The sequence below is a fragment of the Marinibaculum pumilum genome (assembly GCF_042646425.1).
GTDB classification, from domain to species: Bacteria; Pseudomonadota; Alphaproteobacteria; order Ferrovibrionales; family Ferrovibrionaceae; genus Marinibaculum; species Marinibaculum pumilum.
Genome location: NZ_JBHRTR010000034.1, coordinates 84,556 through 102,488, shown reverse-complemented (window position 1 = coordinate 102,488; position 17,933 = coordinate 84,556). Strand labels below are relative to the sequence as shown.

Annotated in this window: 16 protein-coding genes; 9 read left to right on the top strand and 7 right to left on the bottom strand. The window is 70.8% G+C overall.

The genetic code is table 11. The features are described from left to right. Positions 1–36: 36 nt before the first annotated feature. The 3 genes from ACFOGJ_RS20340 to petA form a co-directional block, all read right to left on the bottom strand. Positions 37–864, bottom strand: coding sequence for a cytochrome c1 (locus ACFOGJ_RS20340; RefSeq protein WP_379903972.1), 828 nt, complete (start codon positions 862–864; stop codon positions 37–39). 20 nt (positions 865–884) lie between these two features. Further along, positions 885–2,129, bottom strand: a complete 1,245-nt coding sequence (locus ACFOGJ_RS20335) for a cytochrome b N-terminal domain-containing protein (RefSeq protein ID WP_379903970.1) — start codon at positions 2,127–2,129, stop codon at positions 885–887. A 77-nt stretch (positions 2,130–2,206) separates the two neighbouring features. Further along, a complete protein-coding gene (gene petA, locus ACFOGJ_RS20330) occupies positions 2,207–2,746 on the bottom strand; it encodes a ubiquinol-cytochrome c reductase iron-sulfur subunit (protein WP_379903968.1) in 540 nt (179 codons plus the stop codon). A gap of 213 nt (positions 2,747–2,959) precedes the next feature. On the opposite strand from petA, the gene ACFOGJ_RS20325 reads away from it, so the two are divergent. The 4 genes from ACFOGJ_RS20325 (at position 2,960) to ACFOGJ_RS20310 (ending at position 7,021) form a co-directional block, all read left to right on the top strand. Further along, entirely contained in the window at positions 2,960–3,463 is a 504-nt protein-coding gene (locus ACFOGJ_RS20325; RefSeq protein ID WP_379904623.1) for a tRNA (cytidine(34)-2'-O)-methyltransferase, read from the top strand. Beyond that, positions 3,460–4,437 (top strand): oxygen-dependent coproporphyrinogen oxidase, encoded by a 978-nt coding sequence (gene hemF, locus ACFOGJ_RS20320; RefSeq protein WP_379903966.1) that lies wholly within the window; start codon positions 3,460–3,462, stop codon positions 4,435–4,437. Before ACFOGJ_RS20325 ends, hemF begins: the two co-directional genes overlap by 4 nt. Before the next feature lie 32 nt (positions 4,438–4,469). Further along, a complete protein-coding gene (locus ACFOGJ_RS20315; RefSeq protein ID WP_379903964.1) occupies positions 4,470–5,054 on the top strand; it encodes a hypothetical protein in 585 nt (194 codons plus the stop codon). Between the two features lie 101 nt (positions 5,055–5,155). Further along, a complete protein-coding gene (locus ACFOGJ_RS20310; protein ID WP_379903962.1) occupies positions 5,156–7,021 on the top strand; it encodes a sensor histidine kinase in 1,866 nt (621 codons plus the stop codon). Here ACFOGJ_RS20310 and ACFOGJ_RS20305 read toward each other — a convergent pair. The 4 genes from ACFOGJ_RS20305 to ACFOGJ_RS20290 are packed head-to-tail and all read right to left on the bottom strand — an operon-like array spanning position 7,000 to position 9,908. Beyond that, positions 7,000–8,268, bottom strand: a complete 1,269-nt coding sequence (locus tag ACFOGJ_RS20305) for a CCA tRNA nucleotidyltransferase (RefSeq protein ID WP_379903960.1) — start codon at positions 8,266–8,268, stop codon at positions 7,000–7,002. The genes ACFOGJ_RS20310 and ACFOGJ_RS20305 overlap by 22 nt on opposite strands. Continuing rightward, the gene (locus tag ACFOGJ_RS20300; RefSeq protein ID WP_379903958.1) at positions 8,265–8,576 is read right to left on the bottom strand and encodes a DUF6111 family protein; all 312 of its coding nucleotides are present in this window, start codon (positions 8,574–8,576) and stop codon (positions 8,265–8,267) included. The genes ACFOGJ_RS20305 and ACFOGJ_RS20300 overlap by 4 nt, the downstream gene beginning before the upstream one ends. Beyond that, on the bottom strand, positions 8,576–9,265 hold the full coding sequence (locus ACFOGJ_RS20295; protein ID WP_379903956.1) for a CoA pyrophosphatase: 690 nt from the start codon (positions 9,263–9,265) through the stop codon (positions 8,576–8,578). Before ACFOGJ_RS20295 ends, ACFOGJ_RS20300 begins: the two co-directional genes overlap by 1 nt. A 7-nt stretch (positions 9,266–9,272) precedes the next feature. Beyond that, on the bottom strand, positions 9,273–9,908 hold the full coding sequence (locus ACFOGJ_RS20290; protein ID WP_379903954.1) for a DUF1285 domain-containing protein: 636 nt from the start codon (positions 9,906–9,908) through the stop codon (positions 9,273–9,275). Positions 9,909–10,289: 381 nt separating this feature from the next. On the opposite strand from ACFOGJ_RS20290, the gene ACFOGJ_RS20285 reads away from it, so the two are divergent. The 5 genes from ACFOGJ_RS20285 to ACFOGJ_RS20265 all read left to right on the top strand — a co-directional run. Further along, positions 10,290–11,309 carry an AAA family ATPase gene (locus tag ACFOGJ_RS20285; protein ID WP_379903952.1) on the top strand — a complete coding sequence of 340 codons (1,020 nt, stop codon included), beginning with the start codon at positions 10,290–10,292 and terminating at the stop codon, positions 11,307–11,309. 40 nt (positions 11,310–11,349) lie between these two features. Then, complete coding sequence (locus ACFOGJ_RS20280) at positions 11,350–12,432, top strand: DUF58 domain-containing protein (protein ID WP_379903950.1); 1,083 nt, start codon at positions 11,350–11,352, stop codon at positions 12,430–12,432. Beyond that, the gene (locus ACFOGJ_RS20275) at positions 12,432–15,185 is read left to right on the top strand and encodes a DUF4159 domain-containing protein (RefSeq protein WP_379903948.1); all 2,754 of its coding nucleotides are present in this window, start codon (positions 12,432–12,434) and stop codon (positions 15,183–15,185) included. The genes ACFOGJ_RS20280 and ACFOGJ_RS20275 overlap by 1 nt, the downstream gene beginning before the upstream one ends. A 6-nt stretch (positions 15,186–15,191) precedes the next feature. After that, a complete protein-coding gene (locus ACFOGJ_RS20270) occupies positions 15,192–17,264 on the top strand; it encodes a hypothetical protein (protein ID WP_379903946.1) in 2,073 nt (690 codons plus the stop codon). 41 nt (positions 17,265–17,305) lie between these two features. Continuing rightward, positions 17,306–17,933: DUF3011 domain-containing protein (locus ACFOGJ_RS20265; RefSeq protein WP_379903945.1), on the top strand; the 628-nt coding region annotated here is incomplete at its 3' end.

Genomic DNA, 17,933 nt, shown 5'->3' with positions numbered 1-17,933 from the left:
ATCCGGCCCGGATTGTCAGCGGCGAAGGTCGCGGCGTCAGTGCACGTCGCGCCAGACCTTCCGCTTCGCCATGTAGAACACGATGGTCATGATCGCGACGAAGATCAGGATCTTCACGCCCAGGCGCTTGCGATCCTCCATCTTCGGTTCCGCCGCCCAGGTCATGAAATGGGTCACGTCCCGTGCCATCTGCTCAACGGTCGCGGGCGTCCCGTCGCCATACTCCACCTGCCCCTCCGAGAGCGGCGGCGGCATGGCGATGCGATGGCCCGGGAAATACTCGTTGTAGTACTGGCCCACCGGCACCTCGAAATCGGCCGGCGCCTCGCGATAGCCGATCAGGACGCCGTGAGTATAGTCCGCGCCGTCCGGCCGCGCCTTGACCAGAAGCGACAGGTCCGGCGGCAGCGCGCCGCCATTGGCCGCCCGTGCCGCCTGCGGGTTCGGGAACGGCTTCACGAAGCGGTCGGACGGCTGTGCCGGGCGATCGTACATGTCGCCGTCGTCGTTCGGGCCGTCCTGGACATTGTATTCCGCCGCGATGGCCTTCACCTCCGCCTCGGTGAAGCCGAGATCGGCGAGGTTGCGGTAGGCGACATAGTTCAGGCTGTGACAGGAGGCGCAGACCTCCTTGTAGACCTGGAAGCCGCGCTGCATCGCGGCGCGATCGTAGGTGCCGAAGGGGCCGCTGAAGCTCCAGTCGACGTTCGGCGCCTCCGGCACCTCTCCGGCCGCGATGGCGGGACCGGAGGCGAGCGGCGCTGCGGCGAGCGCGGCCAGGCCGAAGAAGGCGGCGGCCAGGACCGAGCGGCGCATGGAGGAACGGCGCATGGAAGAGCGGGCGGGGATATGGATCGAACGCATGACTTTCACCTTCCTCCCGCTCACTCGGCCGCGACGGCGGCGGAGGACTTGCCGCCCGACTTGGCGTCCACCGCCTCGGCGATGGAACTCGGCAAGGGTCTCGGTCGCTCGAACCAGCCGATCAGCGGCAGCAGGATCAGGAAGTGGAGGAAGTAGTAGGCGGTCGCCAGGCGGCCGATGACGATCCAGATCCCTTCCGGCGGCTGCGCGCCGACATAGCCCAGGATCAGGCAGTCGATCGCGAAGATCCAGTAGACCTGCTTGAAGATCGGCCGGAACTTGGCAGACCGCACCCGGGAGGTGTCCAGCCAGGGCAGCAGGAACAGGACGAAGATCGCGCCGAACATCAGGATCACGCCGCCGAGCTTGTCCGGCACGGCGCGCAGGATCGCGTAGAATGGCAGGAAGTACCATTCGGGCACGATATGCGCCGGCGTCACCAGCGGGTTCGCCTCGATATAGTTGTCGGGATGGCCCATGTAGTTGGGCAGGAAGAAGACGAAGATGAAGAAGATGAAGAAGAACGCCCCGAACCCGACCATGTCCTTGATCGTGTAGTACGGGTGGAAGGGGATCTGGTCCTGCGGCCCCTTCACGTTGATGCCCAGCGGGTTGTTGGAGCCGTGCTGGTGCAGCGCCACCAGGTGCAGACCGACCACGCCGGCGATCACGAAGGGCAGCAGGTAGTGCAGGCTGAAGAAGCGCTGCAGGGTCGGGTTGTCGACCGAGAAGCCGCCCCAGAGCCAGGTCACGATGCTCTCGCCCACCCAGGGGATGGCGGAGAACAGGTTGGTGATCACCGTCGCGCCCCAGAAGCTCATCTGGCCCCACGGCAGGACATAGCCCATGAACGCGGTCGCCATCATCAGCAGCATGATGATCACGCCCAGGAACCAGAGGATCTCCCGCGGCGACTTGTAGGAGCCGTAGTAGAGGCCGCGGAAGATGTGGATGTAGACGACGATGAAGAAGAAGGAGGCGCCGTTGGCGTGGATGTAGCGCAGCAGCCAGCCATAGTTCACATCGCGCATGATATGCTCGACGGAGGCGAAGGCCAGGTCGGTGTGCGGCGTGTAGTGCATCGCCAGCACCAGGCCGGTGACGATCTGGATGACCAGACAGATCCCGGCCAGCGACCCGAAGTTCCACCAGTAGCTGAGGTTCTTCGGCGTCGGATATTCGTGCAGCGAATGCTGGATGAAGGTGAAGACCGGCAAGCGGTAGTCGATCCACTTCACCAGTCCGTTGTTTGTCTTCAAGCTCATGCCCCTAAAATCCTGCCGCTAGCACCCTGCCTCGCCCGGCGCCGGGCGGCCTCGCCGCCGGCGCCCGCCGCGCCCCGTCAGCCGATGCGGATCTGGTTATCGTTGAGGAATTCGTACGGGGGGACCTCCAGATTGTAGGGCGCCGGCCCCTTCCGGATCCGCCCCGAGGTGTCGTAGTGCGAGCCGTGGCAGGGGCAGAACCAGCCGTCATACTCCCCCTGGTCGGCCAGCGGGATGCAGCCCAGATGCGTGCAGACCCCGACCATCACCAGCCATTCCGGCTTCAGGACCCGGTTCTCGTCCAGCTCCGGGTCGGGCAGGTCGTTCATCGGGACCGCCCGCGCCTCCTCGATGTTCTCCTCCGTGCGGTGGCGGATGAACACCGGCTTGCCGCGCCAGGACACCGTGATCTGCTGCCCGAGCGGCACCTTGGAGATGTCGACCTCGGTGGAGGCGAGCGCCAGCACGTTGGCCGAGGGGTTCATCTGGTCGATGAACGGCCACAGGGCCAGGAGGCCGCCCACGCCGGCGAAGGCGGCGGTGGAAATGTAAAGAAAATCGCGGCGGGTGGCCCCGTCGTCGGACCCCGGCTTGTGATCCGCAGTCGTTCCGGACATCGACATCCCTATTTGCTGCAGGCTGCGCTTCGAACTGTGTTTTCTGTCACTATAACGGAGCGAAGTCCAGAACGCCCCGGTTTCCATGCGACAGCGTGACGCATCGCGCAATTCCCTGATTTCATTCGACTTTTCGCCTCACGGAAGCGGACGAGACCCCCGCGAGTGCAGCGGAGCCGAAGGGTGGACATGCAGCCGAGGGACCGGACAGCCATACGCGTGGCCCTGTATCAGCCGGACATGCCCCCCAATGTCGGCACCATCCTTCGCCTGGGCGCCTGCCTGGGCGTGCCGGTCGACATCATCGAGCCCTGCGGGTTCCCCTTCTCGCACCGCGGCCTGCGGCGCGCTGGCATCGATTATCTCGACAAGGTCGCCGTTGCAAGGCATCGGGACTGGCCGGCCTTCGAACGGACGCTGGGCGGACACCGGCTGGTGCTGCTGACCACCGCCGGATCCCTGCCCCATACCGGCTTCGCCTTCCGGCCGGGCGACCGCCTGCTGTTCGGCCAGGAAAGTGCCGGCGTGCCGCCGGCGGTGCATGACCGGGCGGACGCGCGGCTGCGAATCCCGATGCGACCGGGCCTGCGCTCCCTGAATGTCGCCGTCGCCGCGGCCATGGTCCTGGGGGAGGCGCTGCGCCAGACCGGGGGCTTTCCCGATCCCCACGGGCCTGCCATACCGGATCCGCCCGAAGGAGAGATCGACGCACCATGACCACCGACCCGCCCCCCGCCGCCCCGCCCGAACCGCAGCAGGTCGCCGACCGGAAGGCGGCCGCGCAGGCCTGGTTCGAAAGCCTGCGCGACCGGATCTGTGCCGCCTTCGAGGCGCTGGAGGATTCGCTGGAGGGCCAGTTGTCCGACCGGCCGCCCGGACGTTTCGTGCGCAAGCCCTGGCAGCGCAAGGATACCGCTGCGGCCAACGCCCCTGCGGTCGGGCCGGGCGACCCGGACAGGCAAGACCCGGACAGGCAGGACCTGGACAGGCAGGACCTGGACGGGGGCGGCGTCATGTCGGTGATGCACGGCCGGGTGTTCGAGAAGGTCGGCGTCAACGTCTCCACCGTCCATGGCCGCTTCAGCGCCGATTTCCGCCGCCAGATCCCCGGTGCGGCGGAGGATCCCCGATTCTGGGCCAGCGGCATCTCGCTGGTCGCGCACATGCAGTCGCCGCACGTTCCCGCGGTGCACATGAACACCCGGCACATCGTGACGACGAAGGGCTGGTTCGGCGGCGGCGCCGACCTGACACCGATGTGGCCGGAGCGCCACGATGCCGATCGCGACGCCTTCCACGCCGCGCTGAAGGCGGCCTGCGATTCCTACGACCCGGACTGCTATGCCCGCTACAAGGCCTGGTGCGACGAGTATTTCTTCTTGCCCCACCGCAACGAGCCGCGCGGGGTCGGCGGGATCTTCTACGACTATCTGGACAGCGGCGACTGGGCCCGCGACTTCGCCTTTACCCGCGATGTCGGTACCGCCTTCCTGACGGTCTATCCGGAGATCGTCCGGCGCCACATGAACCGGCCCTGGACCGATGCCGACCGCGCCCACCAGCTGCAGAGGCGCGGGCGTTACGTGGAGTTCAATCTGCTCTACGATCGCGGCACGCAGTTCGGCCTGAAGACCGGCGGCAACACGGAGGCGATCCTGATGTCTATGCCGCCGGCCGTGACCTGGCCCTGAACCGGACGCATCGCGAGGGAGGACGCCGCGAGATGACCTGTGCACCGACAGCAAAGCGGCCCGGATGGCTGCCCGCCACCGGGCTGGCGGCATTCCTGGTCGCCATCCTGGTACTGTCCGCGGGGGCCCTGCCGGCCCAGGCCCGCGACCTGAACCTGCCCGCCTTCTTCGGGCACTGGCAGGGGACGGGCATCTCCGAGACGGAGGACAGCATCTATTTCCGGGTCACCAGCCGCGACATGGATGTCCGCATCTCCGGCGCGGACCAGGGTGGTTTCCGGATCGTCTGGACCACGGTGCAGCGGCAGAGCGGTGCCGCCGACAACCCGAACGCCGAACGCAAGACGACCGAGATGATGTTCCTGCCCACCGGGCGGAAGAATGTCTGGAAGTCGCAGACTGCCGCCGACCCGATGACCGGCACCTATGCCTGGGCCACGCTGCAGGGCGCCACCCTGTCGATCAACACCTTCGTCATCCAGGGCAACGGCGATTTCCGGCTGCATGTCTACAAGCGCACCATCACCGGCCTGGGGATGGAGCTCGACTTCATCGCCTTCGCCGATGGCGAGGCCGCGCGCACGGTCAGTGCCCGCCTGGTGAAGGTCGGCAACTGAATCCTGCCGCGGCACCCGCCCGCGCGGTGAATCCCGCTTAACATCTTTAAACCTTTGCCCGATATCCTGGCGGCGAACCGGGAAGGAGGCCGCGTGTCGGCATGCCGCGTTGGCTGCATTCGCTGGGACCGAAAACGCTTGCGATCCTGTTCGCCGTTGCGGCGGTGAACACGGCGCTGAGCTATTTCGTGCTGCAAAGCGTCGTGCAGCCCGCCTTCGACACCATCGAGACGGGCCAGGCCGAGCACGGGATCGAGCGGATCCGCGTGGCCCTTCGCAAGGAGCAGGGCCATCTTGTCGCCACCTCCGCCGACTGGGCGGTCTGGGATGACAGCTATGCCTTCGTCCAGGGGGACAACGCCACCTATCTCGACGACAATATCCTTCCCAGCGTCTTCCAGAACCTGAACCTCAGCCTCATCGCCTTCCAGGACCGGGATGGCGGCGTCCTGTTCTCCTATGCCGCCGACCCGGCCAGCGGCGAACGCCTGCCGTCGGACGCTTTCGACGTCGATGCACTGCTGGCCGCTCTGCCGCAGGGCGCGCCGTCCGGTGCGGCGGACGTCGCGGCCGGCCTGGTCGACCTGCACGGCCGGCTGCTGCTGGTGGTGCGCCACCCCGTCGTCGACACCCTGGCGGCACAGCCGCCGGCCGGGGCGCTGGTGATGGCCCGTCCGGTCAATGCCCGCCTGATGGCCCTGCTGCGCGACCAGACCGGGACCGACTTCCGCCTGCTGCCGCTGTCCGGCACCGATGCGAACGACCTGACGGAGGTGGCGCGGACGCTGATCGACACGGGCGCCGCAACCGATGCGGTGGTCATCAGCGCGCGCGACGGGGTCCTGGTCGCGGATTCCCTTCTTGCAGGCATCGGGGGGCAGCCGGTGGCGCTGATCGAGGCGCAGCGCGCGCGCACGATCTCCGCAGCTGGCGGCGAATCGGTCGGCCTTGCCATCCTGCTGATGGCGCTGTCGGCGATTGCCCAGCTGGCCGTCGTCTGGTTCCTGCTGCGCCGCATGGTGCTGCGGCCGATCCACCGCCTGACCCGCCACATTCAGTCCGCCCGCGACAGTCGCGAGACGGAGCCGCCGGCGCCGCTGAACTGGCAGCGCGGCGACGAGCTCGGCATGCTGGCTGGCACCTACGATCGCCTGAACGCCGCGCTTGCCCTGCAGGTCCGGGACCTCAACCATGCGCTCGCCCGGCTGCATGCGGCGGATGCCGCCAAATCGGCCTTCTTCGCCAATATGAGCCACGAGCTGCGGACGCCGCTGAACGCGATCATCGGCTTTTCCGACCTGCTGGCCACCCAGCCGTTCGGGCCGATCCCCGACAAGCGCTACCTGGACTATATCGACGACATCCATTCCAGCGGTCATCACCTGCTGGACCTTGTCAACGAGATCCTCGACTACTCCAAGGCCGACAGCCAGCAGCTGCAGCTGGTCCGGGAGCGGTTCAGCATCCACGACATCGTCGACGATGCGATGCGGATGATCCGCCTGCAGGCCGGCCAGTCGGGCGTCGCCCTGCACAGGGACCTGCCCGCCGACCTGCCGCCGCTGCTCTCCGACAAGCTGCGGCTGTCGCAGATCCTGCTGAACCTGCTGTCCAACGCCGTGAAGTTCACCGATTCCGGCGGCAGGGTCACGGTCAGCGCCTGCGCGCAGGGCGACCATGTCCAGCTCGAGGTGGCCGATACCGGCATCGGCATCGCGCCGGAAGACATCCCCCGCGCCCTGGCCCCCTTCGTCCAGCTGCCGCAGCGCAAGCGGTCGGACGCCGCCGGCACGGCCGGCGGCACCGGCCTGGGCCTGCCACTGGCGAAGCGCCTCACGGAACTGCTGGAGGGTCGGTTCGAGCTCACCAGCGAGCCGGGCAAGGGCACGTCCGTGCGGCTGATCCTGCCGCTCACCCTCTCCGACGATGCCCTGCCGGGCCGGGATCAGCTGCGGTCCGCCTCCTGAGCGACGCGACGGTCCAGCTCGGCCAGGCAGTCGCCGCGGCCGGCCCGGTAGTCGCCCGCCGCCCACCAGTGGCGGAGCCGCTGCAGCATTTCACCCACCGCCGGCCCCGGCGCAACCCCACGGACGAGCAGATCGGCCCCGCGCAGCGGGAACGGGATCGGCTGCCAGTCGCGGGCGGCAGCCAGGAGGCCGCCTGCATCCGCCAGCGCCGCGGCCGCCTCCGCCAGCAGGACGATGTCGGCAACCGTCTCCGCACCCAGGGACTGCAGCAGGTGCCGCGCGGCCGGACCCTGCGGCGCGGCCGCGGCGGCCGCGATCTCCGCCGGCAGCGGCGCGGCCAGGCACTCCAGGCGGCCCGCCTCCCGGTTGGACAGGCGCAGCCGGCGCCCCAGCCCTGCCGCCGCCACCCCCGCCGGCTTCGCCGCGGCAAGCCGCCGAAGGGCAGAGGGACGACAGTCATGACGCCGCTCCGCCGCGACCAGTGCCGCCAGGCGCGCGGTGTCCGCCGCCCCGCCGAGCAAAGCCGCGGCGACGCCGCATCCGGCCATCAGCGCCAGGGCCTCGGCCGCGCGGTCCGTCGCCAGGATCGCCAGGCATTCCGCCCGCAGCCGCTCCCCCGACAGCCCGTCGATCAGGCCGGCAGCGGCCGCGCAGGCGGCAACCGCCTGTTCATCCGGCGGGCCCGGATCGAAGCGGGCATAGAACCGGAAGAAGCGCAGGATCCGCAGCGCATCCTCGGCGATGCGCCGGTGCGGGTCGCCGATGAAGCGCACCTTGCGGGCGTCCAGGTCCGCCAGCCCGCCCACCGGGTCGTAGATGGTGCCGTCGGCATCGGCATAGAGCGCGTTCATCGTGAAGTCCCGCCGCGCCGCATCCGCCCGCCAGTCGGCGGTGAAGGCGACCCTGGCATGGCGGCCGAAGGTTTCCGCATCCACCCGCAGGCTCGTCACCTCGAACGGGCGGTGGTCGGCGATCGCGGTGACCGTGCCATGGTCCAGACCGGTCGGTTCCACCCGCAGGCCGGCCGCACGCAGCAGCTGCATCGCCGCCTCCGGCCGCATCGGCACCGCGATGTCGATATCCTTCGCCGCATGGTCCAGCAGCGCATCGCGCACGCAGCCGCCGACGAAGCGCGGCCGCGCACCCTCGGCGGCCAGCGCGGCGACGACACGCCGGGTCGCGGGATCCGTCATCCAGTCCGGTGGCGCGATGCGGCGCGCCGGTTCCAGATCGTCCGCCGCGCTCATTCCGCGGCCGGAGCGCCGCCGTCCGGCGATGGCGGCCGGGCGGGTGCCGGCGCCTCGCCCGCCGGGACGATCTGCCCGTCGACATAGGCGGGCGGCCGGTACCGCATGTCCGTCTCCTGGTCGCCGCCGAGCCGCATCACCACGAAGCTGGCGATCACCAGCACGAAGCCGGCGACGAACAGCCAGGTCAGCGGTGCCTCGCGCCAGGTGCCGGCCGCACCCCGCCGCCGGCGCAGCCACAGATAGGCGGCGTACATGGCGAACGGCACCAGCATCGGCACCACATGGTAGAGGAACTGCCGCAGCATCAGTGCGCCAGCCGATCGCGGAGGTTGCGCAGCATGCCGGCCGTGGCTCCCCAGATGTAGTGGTCGCCATAGGGGATCGCCCACCAGTGCCGCCTGCGCCCCTGGAAGGTGCCGCTGTCGCGGCGATGGTTGGCCTCGTCCATCAGGAAGGTCAGCGGCACCTCGAAGCTGGAGGCGACCTCGCGTGAGTCGAGCCGCAGGTCGAAGCCCGGCGCGACCAGCCCCACGATCGGCGCGACCACATAGCCTGTGGCGGTGAGGTAGGGATCCAGCGCGCCGAGCACCTCGATCGCCGAACGCGGCAGGCCGATCTCCTCCTCCGTTTCGCGCAGGGCGCAGGCCACCAGGTCGGCATCCTCCGGATCCACGCGGCCGCCGGGAAAGGCGATCTGCCCGGCATGCCGTGCCAGGCTCTGCGCGCGATGGGTGAGCAGGACGTGCGGCGCCTGCGGATGGGTGACCAGCGGCACCAGCACCGCCGCCGGCTTCAGCGGCCCGGTGGCGAAGATCTGCCGGTCCGGGTTCATCATATGGTCGCCACGCTCGAAGGCGGCGATCTCCAGCGGCAGCTCGGCCAGACCCGGCGGCGGCGACAGGCGGCCGGCGATCAATTCGGGCCGAAGCTCGACCAGCCCGGAACCCGCCTCTTCACGCTTTCCCGCCTTTTCCCTACCCTGTCCGTCTGCCATGCTCGGCTCAGTCCTCCTCGCTCTCGTCCGGCACCGCGCCCAGAACGAAGCGGCTGCCGCCGGAATGGACGACCAGCCGCTCGCCCTCGGGCAGGCTCTCCGTCTCTGCCATGTCGACCAGCTCGTAGAAGACGCTGCGGGCGATCAGCGCGTCCAGCCTGTCCCGAACTCGTATATAGGGCGACGGCTCGCCGGTCGCAGGGTCGGTCTCCACCCGGATCGGATGCTCCGGGCCCGCGGCCACGACTTCGTTCACGTTGGTCCGAAACACCAGGGTCGGCGCCCCGTCGCCGTCGCGCTCGACGGCCATCTCCACCGCCACGAACGGCGCGTCCTCGACCTCGATCGCCAGCTTCTCCACCGGGGTGACCAGGTAGAAGCGGTCGTCGGCGTCGCGGCGCAGGATGGTGGAGAACAGCCGCACCATGCGCTGCCGGCCGATCGGCGAACCCTGATAGGTCCAGCTGCCGTCGCGGGCGATTCGGATGTCGATCTCGCCCTCGCGGGCCGGGTGCCACTCCTGCACCGGCGGCAGGCCGCGTCCCCAATCCTCGTCGCGCAGCGCCTCGAACAGCCGCTCCGGACCGGTCGGGGCGCTTCCGGATGCTGCCTGCGGGTCGTTTTCATCGTCTCTGCTGGTCATCACGTCCTCGTGCACCATGTTTTTCATGACTCGGCAACGCCGCGAACGCTAGAGTGGCGTCATTGATCGACGACAGCCGTCTGAGGTGAAAGACTGAGCAATGCGCGCCGCCCTGCAAGCCGATTGCCGCAAATGCATGGCTGCAGGGGGTGTCAGGGGGGCCCTTCCCGGGGCCGCCGGTGTCGGGGGACATCGGGACGGCCCGGCCGTCCGGTCCGGGCCGCTGCCGACAGGCGGCGGTACGACCGAGGGCCGGAGGTGCGGGAGCGGGCGCGCGAAGGCCGGCCGGATGGCCCGTTCAGGCGGGCAGGTCCGCCGTAGCAGGTCAGGCCGGAATGGCGGCGGACAGGCAGTAGGCGCATTCACAGGACCCCCCGACTTATGCAGAACCTCCAGGAAGCCGGCCTGACGACCGCCGGCGCGGCAGAGACCCTGTCTGCCGAGATCGACCAGGCCGCGCAGCAGATCGCGTCCATCCGGACGGAGATCCACAACGTGATCTTCGGCCAGGAACGGGTGGTGACGGAAACCCTGATCACCCTGCTTTCCGGCGGGCATGCCCTGCTGATCGGCGTGCCCGGCCTGGCCAAGACCCTGCTGGTGGAAACCCTGGGCAAGGTGCTGGGCCTGGACGAACGGCGGGTGCAGTTCACCCCCGACCTGATGCCGGCGGACATCCTGGGCTCCGAGGTGCTGGACGAGAGCGAGAGCGGACGCCGCTCCTTCCGCTTCCTGCCGGGCCCGATCTTCACCCAGCTGTTCATGGCGGACGAGATCAACCGCGCCAGCCCGCGCACCCAGTCCGCGCTCCTGCAGGCGATGCAGGAGAAGGAGGTCTCCGTCGCCGGGCAGCGGCATGCGGTGCCGCGCCCCTTCCACGTCCTGGCGACCCAGAACCCGATCGAGCAGGAGGGCACCTATCCCCTGCCCGAGGCGCAGCTCGACCGGTTCCTGCTGCAGATCGATGTCGACTATCCCGATCGCGGCTCCGAACGGCGGATGCTGTTCGCCACGACGGGTGCCGAGGCCGCCCCGCCCCGCGCGGCGATCACCGCGGAACAGCTGATGCAGATGCAGCGCCTGGTGCGGCGGATCCCGGTCAGCGAGAGCGTTGTCGATGCGATCCTCGACCTGGTGCGCGACAGCCGTCCCACCGAGAGCGAGGTGCCCGAGGTGCGCGAGCGGCTGGCCTGGGGCCCCGGCCCGCGCGCCAGCCAGGCGCTGATGCTGGCGGTGCGGGCCCGTGCGCTGATCGACGGGCGCCTCGCGCCGTCGGTCGACGACGTGGTCGCACTTGCCGGTCCGGTGCTGCGCCACCGCATCGCACTGACCTTCGGCGCCCGTGCCGATGGCGTCACCATCGACCGGGTGATCGACGACCTGCTGCAGCGATTCGCATGACATGAAGCCGGACCGGGCAACCGGGGGGACAGCAAGAACGATGACCGGCGACGGCATGGCAGGCGGCGCGCGTTCCTCGCGCGCGGAGCTGCGGAAACTCGCCGAGCAGGCCGCGGGCGCCTTTCCCCGCCTGCTGGTGGAGGCGGAGCGGATCGCCGCCACGGTCACGCCGGGCATTCACGGCCGGCGCCGGACCGGCTCCGGCGATGCCTTCTGGCAGTACCGTCGCTACCAGTTCGGCGACCCCGTCTCCCTGATCGACTGGCGCCAGTCGGCGAAGCGCACCCGCAGCTATGTCCGCCAGAACGAATGGGAGGCGGCGGAGAGCATCTGGCTGTGGCGCGACAATTCGCCGTCCATGCACTGGCAGTCCCTGCCGCAGCTGCCGGCCAAGGTGCAGCGGGCATCGGTCCTGCTGGTGGCGATCGCCTCGCTGCTGGTGCGCGGCGGCGAACGGGTCGGCCTGCTGCACGAGCCGGACCCGCCCACCACCGGGCGTGCCACCCTGGACCGCATCGCCGTCTACCTGACCCGCAGCGGGCAGACCCCGGACATGCCCGCCGCAACGGAGACCCGCACGGCCGCCGGCGGCATCCCCGCTGCCACCAGGGACAGCGGCGCGGAGGGCGACTGGCCGGCGAGCCTGCCCTACCAGCGCGACCTGCCGCGCTTCGCCCGCGTGATCTGGTTCAGCGACTTCCTGTCGCCGCTGGCGCGGATCGAGGACGCGGTGCGGCGCGATGCGGCGCGCGGCGTCAACGGCCATCTGGTGCAGATCCTGGACCCGGCGGAAGAGGATCTGCCCTTCGAAGGGCGGGTCCGCTTTGCCGGGCTGGAGGGCGAAGGCCGCTACACCGTCGACCGGGTGGAGGCGATCCGCGGCCAGTGGAAAGAGCGCCTGCATGCCCGGCATGAGGCGCTGCGCCGCATCGCCGCCGGCGCCGGCTGGACCTTCTCCGTCCACCGCACCGACCAGCCGCCGCAGACCGCGCTGCTGGCGCTCTACGCCGCCCTGTCGGGCGATCCCTCCCTGGGCGCCGGCGCCGCGCCGCGCGAGCCCGGCATCGCCGCGGGCCAGCCGACGGGCACCGCCTCGGCCAGCGGGCCGGAAGGCGGCCGCTGATGCTGAGCCTCGGCCCCCTCGCCTTCGCCGCGCCCTGGCTGCTGCTCGCCCTGGCCGCACTGCCCGTGCTGTGGTGGCTGCTGCGGGTCACCCCGCCGGCGCCGCGCGAGCAGAATTTCCCCGCCATCCGGCTGCTGCTGGGCATGGCCTCGCCGGAACGCACGCCCGCCCATACCCCGCTCTGGCTGCTGCTGCTGCGGATGCTGGCGGCAACCCTGGCGATCCTCGCCCTGGCACAACCTCTGCTGAACCCGGACCGCCTGTCCGACAGCGACGCGCCGCTGACCCTGGTGGTCGACGATGGCTGGGCCGCCGCGCCGAACTGGTCGGCGCGCATCGCCGCCGCCGATGCGACCCTGGCCGCCGCGGAACGTGCCGGCCGCCCGGCGCGCCTGCTGACCACCGCACCGCGGGCGGACGGCGCGCCGACGGCGCTTCCCGGCATCGCGCCGGCAGGCGAGGTCCGCACCACCCTGGCGGCGCTGCAGCCGAAGCCCTGGCCGTCCGATCATCGGGCCGTGCTGCAGAGCCTGGGCACGGGCGAGGGGCCGGCCTCCGGCGAAGTGGTCTGGTACAGCGACGGGATCGAGAGCGAGGCCCGCTTCGACCTGGCCGAGCGCCTGCAATGGCTGGGCCCGGTGCGGGTGGTGCTGCCGGAGGGCGGCGCCGGCGCGCTGCTGGTGCAGCCGCCGCGCTTCAGCGGGCAGGAAATGCAGGTCAATGTGCAGCGGCCGCAGGCCGGGCCGGCGCAGGCGATCTGGCTGCGCGCCCTGGGCGAGCGCGGCCAGGTCCTGGGCCGCGCCCCGGTCGCCTTCGAGGCGGGCGGCACGGTCGGCGCGGCCGCCATGAACATGCCGGGGCCGGTGCGCAACCAGCTCAGCCGGCTGGAGCTGGAGGCGCCGCCCGGCGCCGGCGCCGCCTTCCTGCTGGACGAACGCTACCGGCGCCGCACGGTCGGCATCGTCGCCGACAGCGGCGGCGACATCCCGCAACCGCTGCTGTCGGAGGTGTTCTACGTCGATCGCGCGCTGCAGCCCCATGCGGAGATCCGCATCGCCGGCCTGGACGAACTGCTGCCGGCGCAGCCCGCGATCCTGATCCTCGCCGATGTCGGCCAGGTGGTCGGCCCCGACCGCGCCGCGCTGGCGGACTGGCTGGACCGCGGCGGCATGCTGGTGCGCTTCGCCGGGCCGCGGCTGGCGGCGCAGAGCGACGAGCTGACGCCGGTGCGGCTGCGCAGCGGCGGCCGCGACATCGGCGGCGCCCTGTCATGGAGCGAGCCGGCGCGCCTGGCGCCGTTCGCCGAGGGCTCGCCGTTCTACGGCCTGTCGGTGCCGGACGATGTCAGCATCCACCGCCAGGTGCTGGCGGAGCCGGACCTGAACCTGTCGGAAAAGACCTGGGCGCGGCTGACCGACGGCACGCCGCTGGTGACGGCGGAGCAGCGCGGCGACGGCTGGCTGGTGCTGTTCCACACCACGGCGAACACGGAATGGTCGAACCTGCCGCTGTCCGGCCTGTTCGTGCAGATGCTGCTGCGCCTGGTGGAACTGAGCCAGGGCATGTCCGGCGCGCAGACGGCGGAGGCTCTGCCGCCGCTCGCCCTGCTGGACGGTTTCGGCCGCACCGTGCCGCCGGGCGAGAACGCGGATCCGCTGGCGCCCGGCAGCCTGGGCGAGGTGGTGCCGGGCCCGGCGCATCCGCCGGGCCTGTACGGCACCCGCACGGCCGCCAGCGCCATCAACCTGGGCGGCCGGGTTCCCGACCTCGCCGCGGCCGGCAACTGGCCGGTCGACGTGTCGGTTGAGGAGATCCGCAGCGGCGGCACCGTCGACCTGCTGCCCTGGCTGCTGCTGGCCGCGATGCTGATCCTGGTGGCGGACCTGTGGATCTCCCTCTGGCTGCGCGGCGCGCTGGTCCGGCCGGCGGCGCGGCAGGCTACTCTGGCGCTGCTTCTCGCCGCGGGCCTGCCGCTGGCGGCGGGCGCCCTGCCCGCCCCCGTGGCAGCGCAGAGCATCGACAATCCCACCACCCCGGAGGAACTCGCCCTGGCGGCGACCCTGGACCTGCGGCTGGCCTATGTGCGCACCGGCGATGCGGAGATCGACGAGATGAGCGAGGCCGGCATGCGGGGCCTGAGCCAGGCCCTGCTGCGGCGCAGTTCGGTGGAACCCGCCGATCCCATCGCGGTGGACCTGGAGAGCGACGAGATCGCCTTCTTCCCGTTCCTCTACTGGCCGATGGCGGCGTCGCAGCCCGACCTGTCGGAGGCCGCGCTGGCGAAGGTCGACCAGTTCATGAAGACCGGCGGCCTGATCCTGTTCGACACCCGCGACCAGGGCGGCTTCGATGCCCGCGGCGCCGGACCGGGGACCCAGACCCTGCGCCGCCTGCTGGGCCAGCTGGACGTGCCGCCGCTGACCCCGGTGCCGCCAGACCATGTGCTGACCAAGGCGTTCTACCTGCTGCAGGAATTTCCGGGCCGCTATACCGGCGGCAAGGTCTGGGTCGAGCGCGCCAACGGCGCCGCCAATGACGGCGTCTCGCCGCTGGTGATCGGCGGCCATGACTGGGGCGCGGCCTGGGCGGTCGACGAGTTCTTCGAGCCGGTCGCCGCCGTGGTGCCGGGCGACGAGGCGCAGCGCGAATATGCCTATCGCTTCGGGGTGAACCTGATCATGTACGCCCTGACCGGCAACTACAAAGCCGACCAGGTGCATGTGCCCGCCCTGCTGGAACGGCTGGGGCAGTAGACGGCGATGACCAGCATCAGCTTCGCCCCCCTCCTGCCCTGGTGGCTGATCGCCGCGGCCGCCGCCCTGGCGCTGCTGCCGGTGGCGGTCGGCCTGTGGCGCCGCGCCAGCGGCATGGCGCTGCGCTTCGCCACCTTCGCGGTGGTGGTCGCCACCCTGGCCAATCCCTCCCTGGTGCAGGAAGAGCGCGAATATCTGGACGACATCGCCGTGGTGGTGATCGACGAGAGCCGTTCGATCGGCTTCGGCGACCGGCAGGCGGAGGTCGATGCGGCGGCAGCCGAACTGCAGGGACAGCTGGACGACCTGCCGCGGCTCCAGGTCCGTACCGTCCGGGCCGGTGGCGAAGGCGGTGCCGGCGCCGAGAGCGGCACGGAGCTGTTCAAGGCCCTGTCGGTGGCGCTGGCGGACATTCCGCCGGACCGCTTCGCCGGCGCCATCATGGTCACCGACGGCCAGGTGCACGACGTGCCGGAGGGCGCCGCGGCGGCGCGCCTGCCCGGCCCGATCCACGGCATGATCGCCGGCGATCCGGACGCCTATGACCGGCGCCTGACCGTGGTGCAGGCGCCCGGCTACGGCATTGTCGGCAACGAGGTGACGGTGACCCTGCGGGTCGACCAGACCGGCCCGGTGCCAGCCGAAGCGCGGGTGCCTCGGGTCCAGGTGCGCCTGCCCGACGGCACGGAGCGCAGCCTGGACATGGCGCCGGGCGAGGAACGCAGCCTGACCTTCACCCTCGACCGCGGCGGCGCCAATGTCGCCGAATTCTCGATCCCGGCCCTGCCGGAGGAACTGACCGCGCAGAACAACACCGCGGTCTCGGTGATCAACGGGGTGCGCGACCGGCTGCGGGTGCTGCTCGTCACCGGCGAGCCGCATGCCGGCGAACGGGTCTGGCGCAACCTGCTGAAGGCGGATCCGTCGGTCGACCTGGTGCATTTCACGATCCTGCGGCCGCCGGAAAAGCAGGACGGCACGCCGATCATGGAACTGTCCCTGATCGCCTTCCCGATCCGCGAGCTGTTCGAGGTGAAGGTCGACGAGTTCGACCTGATCATCTTCGACCGCTACCGCCGGCGCGGCATCCTGCCGGCCACCTATCTGGAGAACATCGCCGACTATGTCCGCAGCGGCGGCGCCCTGCTCGACGCCTCCGGCCCCGCCTATGCCTTCCCGCTCAGCCTGTGGCGCACGCCGCTGTCGCAGGTTCTGCCGGGCGAGCCGACCGGCGGCGTGATCGTCGAGGGCTTCCGCCCGGAGCTGAGCGAGACCGGCCGCCGCCACCCGGTTTCCGCCGGGCTGCCCGGCGCCGGGGCGCCGGGAGAGGAGCCGGACTGGGGCCGCTGGTTCCGCCTGATCGACGTGCTACCGCAAGGCGGCGAGACCCTGATGACCGGGCCCGGCGGCGCCCCTGTCCTGCAGCTGGACAGGGTGGGCGAAGGCCGGGTGGCGCAGATCTATTCCGACCATGCCTGGCTCTGGGCGCGCGGCTATGAGGGCGGCGGGCCGCAGGCGGAGCTGCTGCGCCGGGCCGCGCACTGGCTGATGAAGGAGCCGGACCTGGAGGAGGAGGCCCTGCGCGCCGAGCTGCAGGGCCAGTCGCTGACCGTCACCCGGCAGTCGCTGGAGCCGGACGAGAACCCGGTGACGGTGACCTTCCCCGACGGCAGCGAGAGGCAGGTCGTGCTGCAGCCGCGTGCCGACGGCACCGCGACCGGCCGCCTGCCCGTCGACGAGCCGGGCATCTACACCCTGACCGACGGCAGCCGCGACGCGATCGCCGCGGTGGGCGAGATCAATCCCCGGGAACTGGGAGAGGTGCAGGCGACGGACGCCCGGCTGACACCGGTCGCCGAGGCCACCGGCGGCGGCATCCTGTGGCTCGACGATGGCGGCTTCCGCCTGCGCCGGGTCGACCTGGACGCGGGCAAGGCCGGCAGCGACTGGCTGGGCCTGACCAGCAACGACCGCTACCTGGTCACCGGGGTGCGGCAGACCCCGCTGCTGCCCGCCCTGCTGGTCCTGGCGCTGCTGCTGGCCGGGCTGCTTCTCGCCTGGCGGCAGGAAGGCCGCTAGACTCCGCGCCGGAGAGGAAATCCCAGCGGCGGAGGCATTCCATGGCAGTGGCGCGGCACAAGATGCGACCGGCGACGGGCCGCCGCATGCGGATCGCACCCGCGGCCCTGTTCGCGGCGCTGGCCCTGGCCGTCGCCGGCCTGATGGCCGGCGGCCCGGCCCAGGCGCGGAACCAGCCGGTGATCTGCGAGAGCCAGAACTACGGCTACCAGCACTGTTCGATGAAGACGAGCTATGGCGTCGTCCTGGTGACGCAGATCTCGCGCGGCCGTGGTGAATGCATCAAGGGGCAGACCTGGGGCTGGGATTCCGGCGGCGTCTGGGTCACGCAGGGCTGCCGCGCCTCGTTCATCCAGGGCAACTGGGCCAACGACTTTCCGGAGGCGCGCGGCAATGGCGGCGGGAGCGGGGGCGGCGGGAGCGGGGGCGGCGGCAGCGGCTTCGACAGCGGCGGCGGCTTCTCCTTCTCGGGCAGCGACCCCTTCGACAGCGGTGGCGGCGGACGCTGCTACCGCCCGCAGGACGCCGTCACCTGCGTCAGCCAGAACTACAACTATGCCCACTGCCCTATGAAGACCTCCTACGGCGTGAAGATCGTCGCCCAGATGTCCAGCGGCCGCGGCGAATGCGTCGAAGGCCGGACCTGGGGCTGGGATTCCGGCGGCGTCT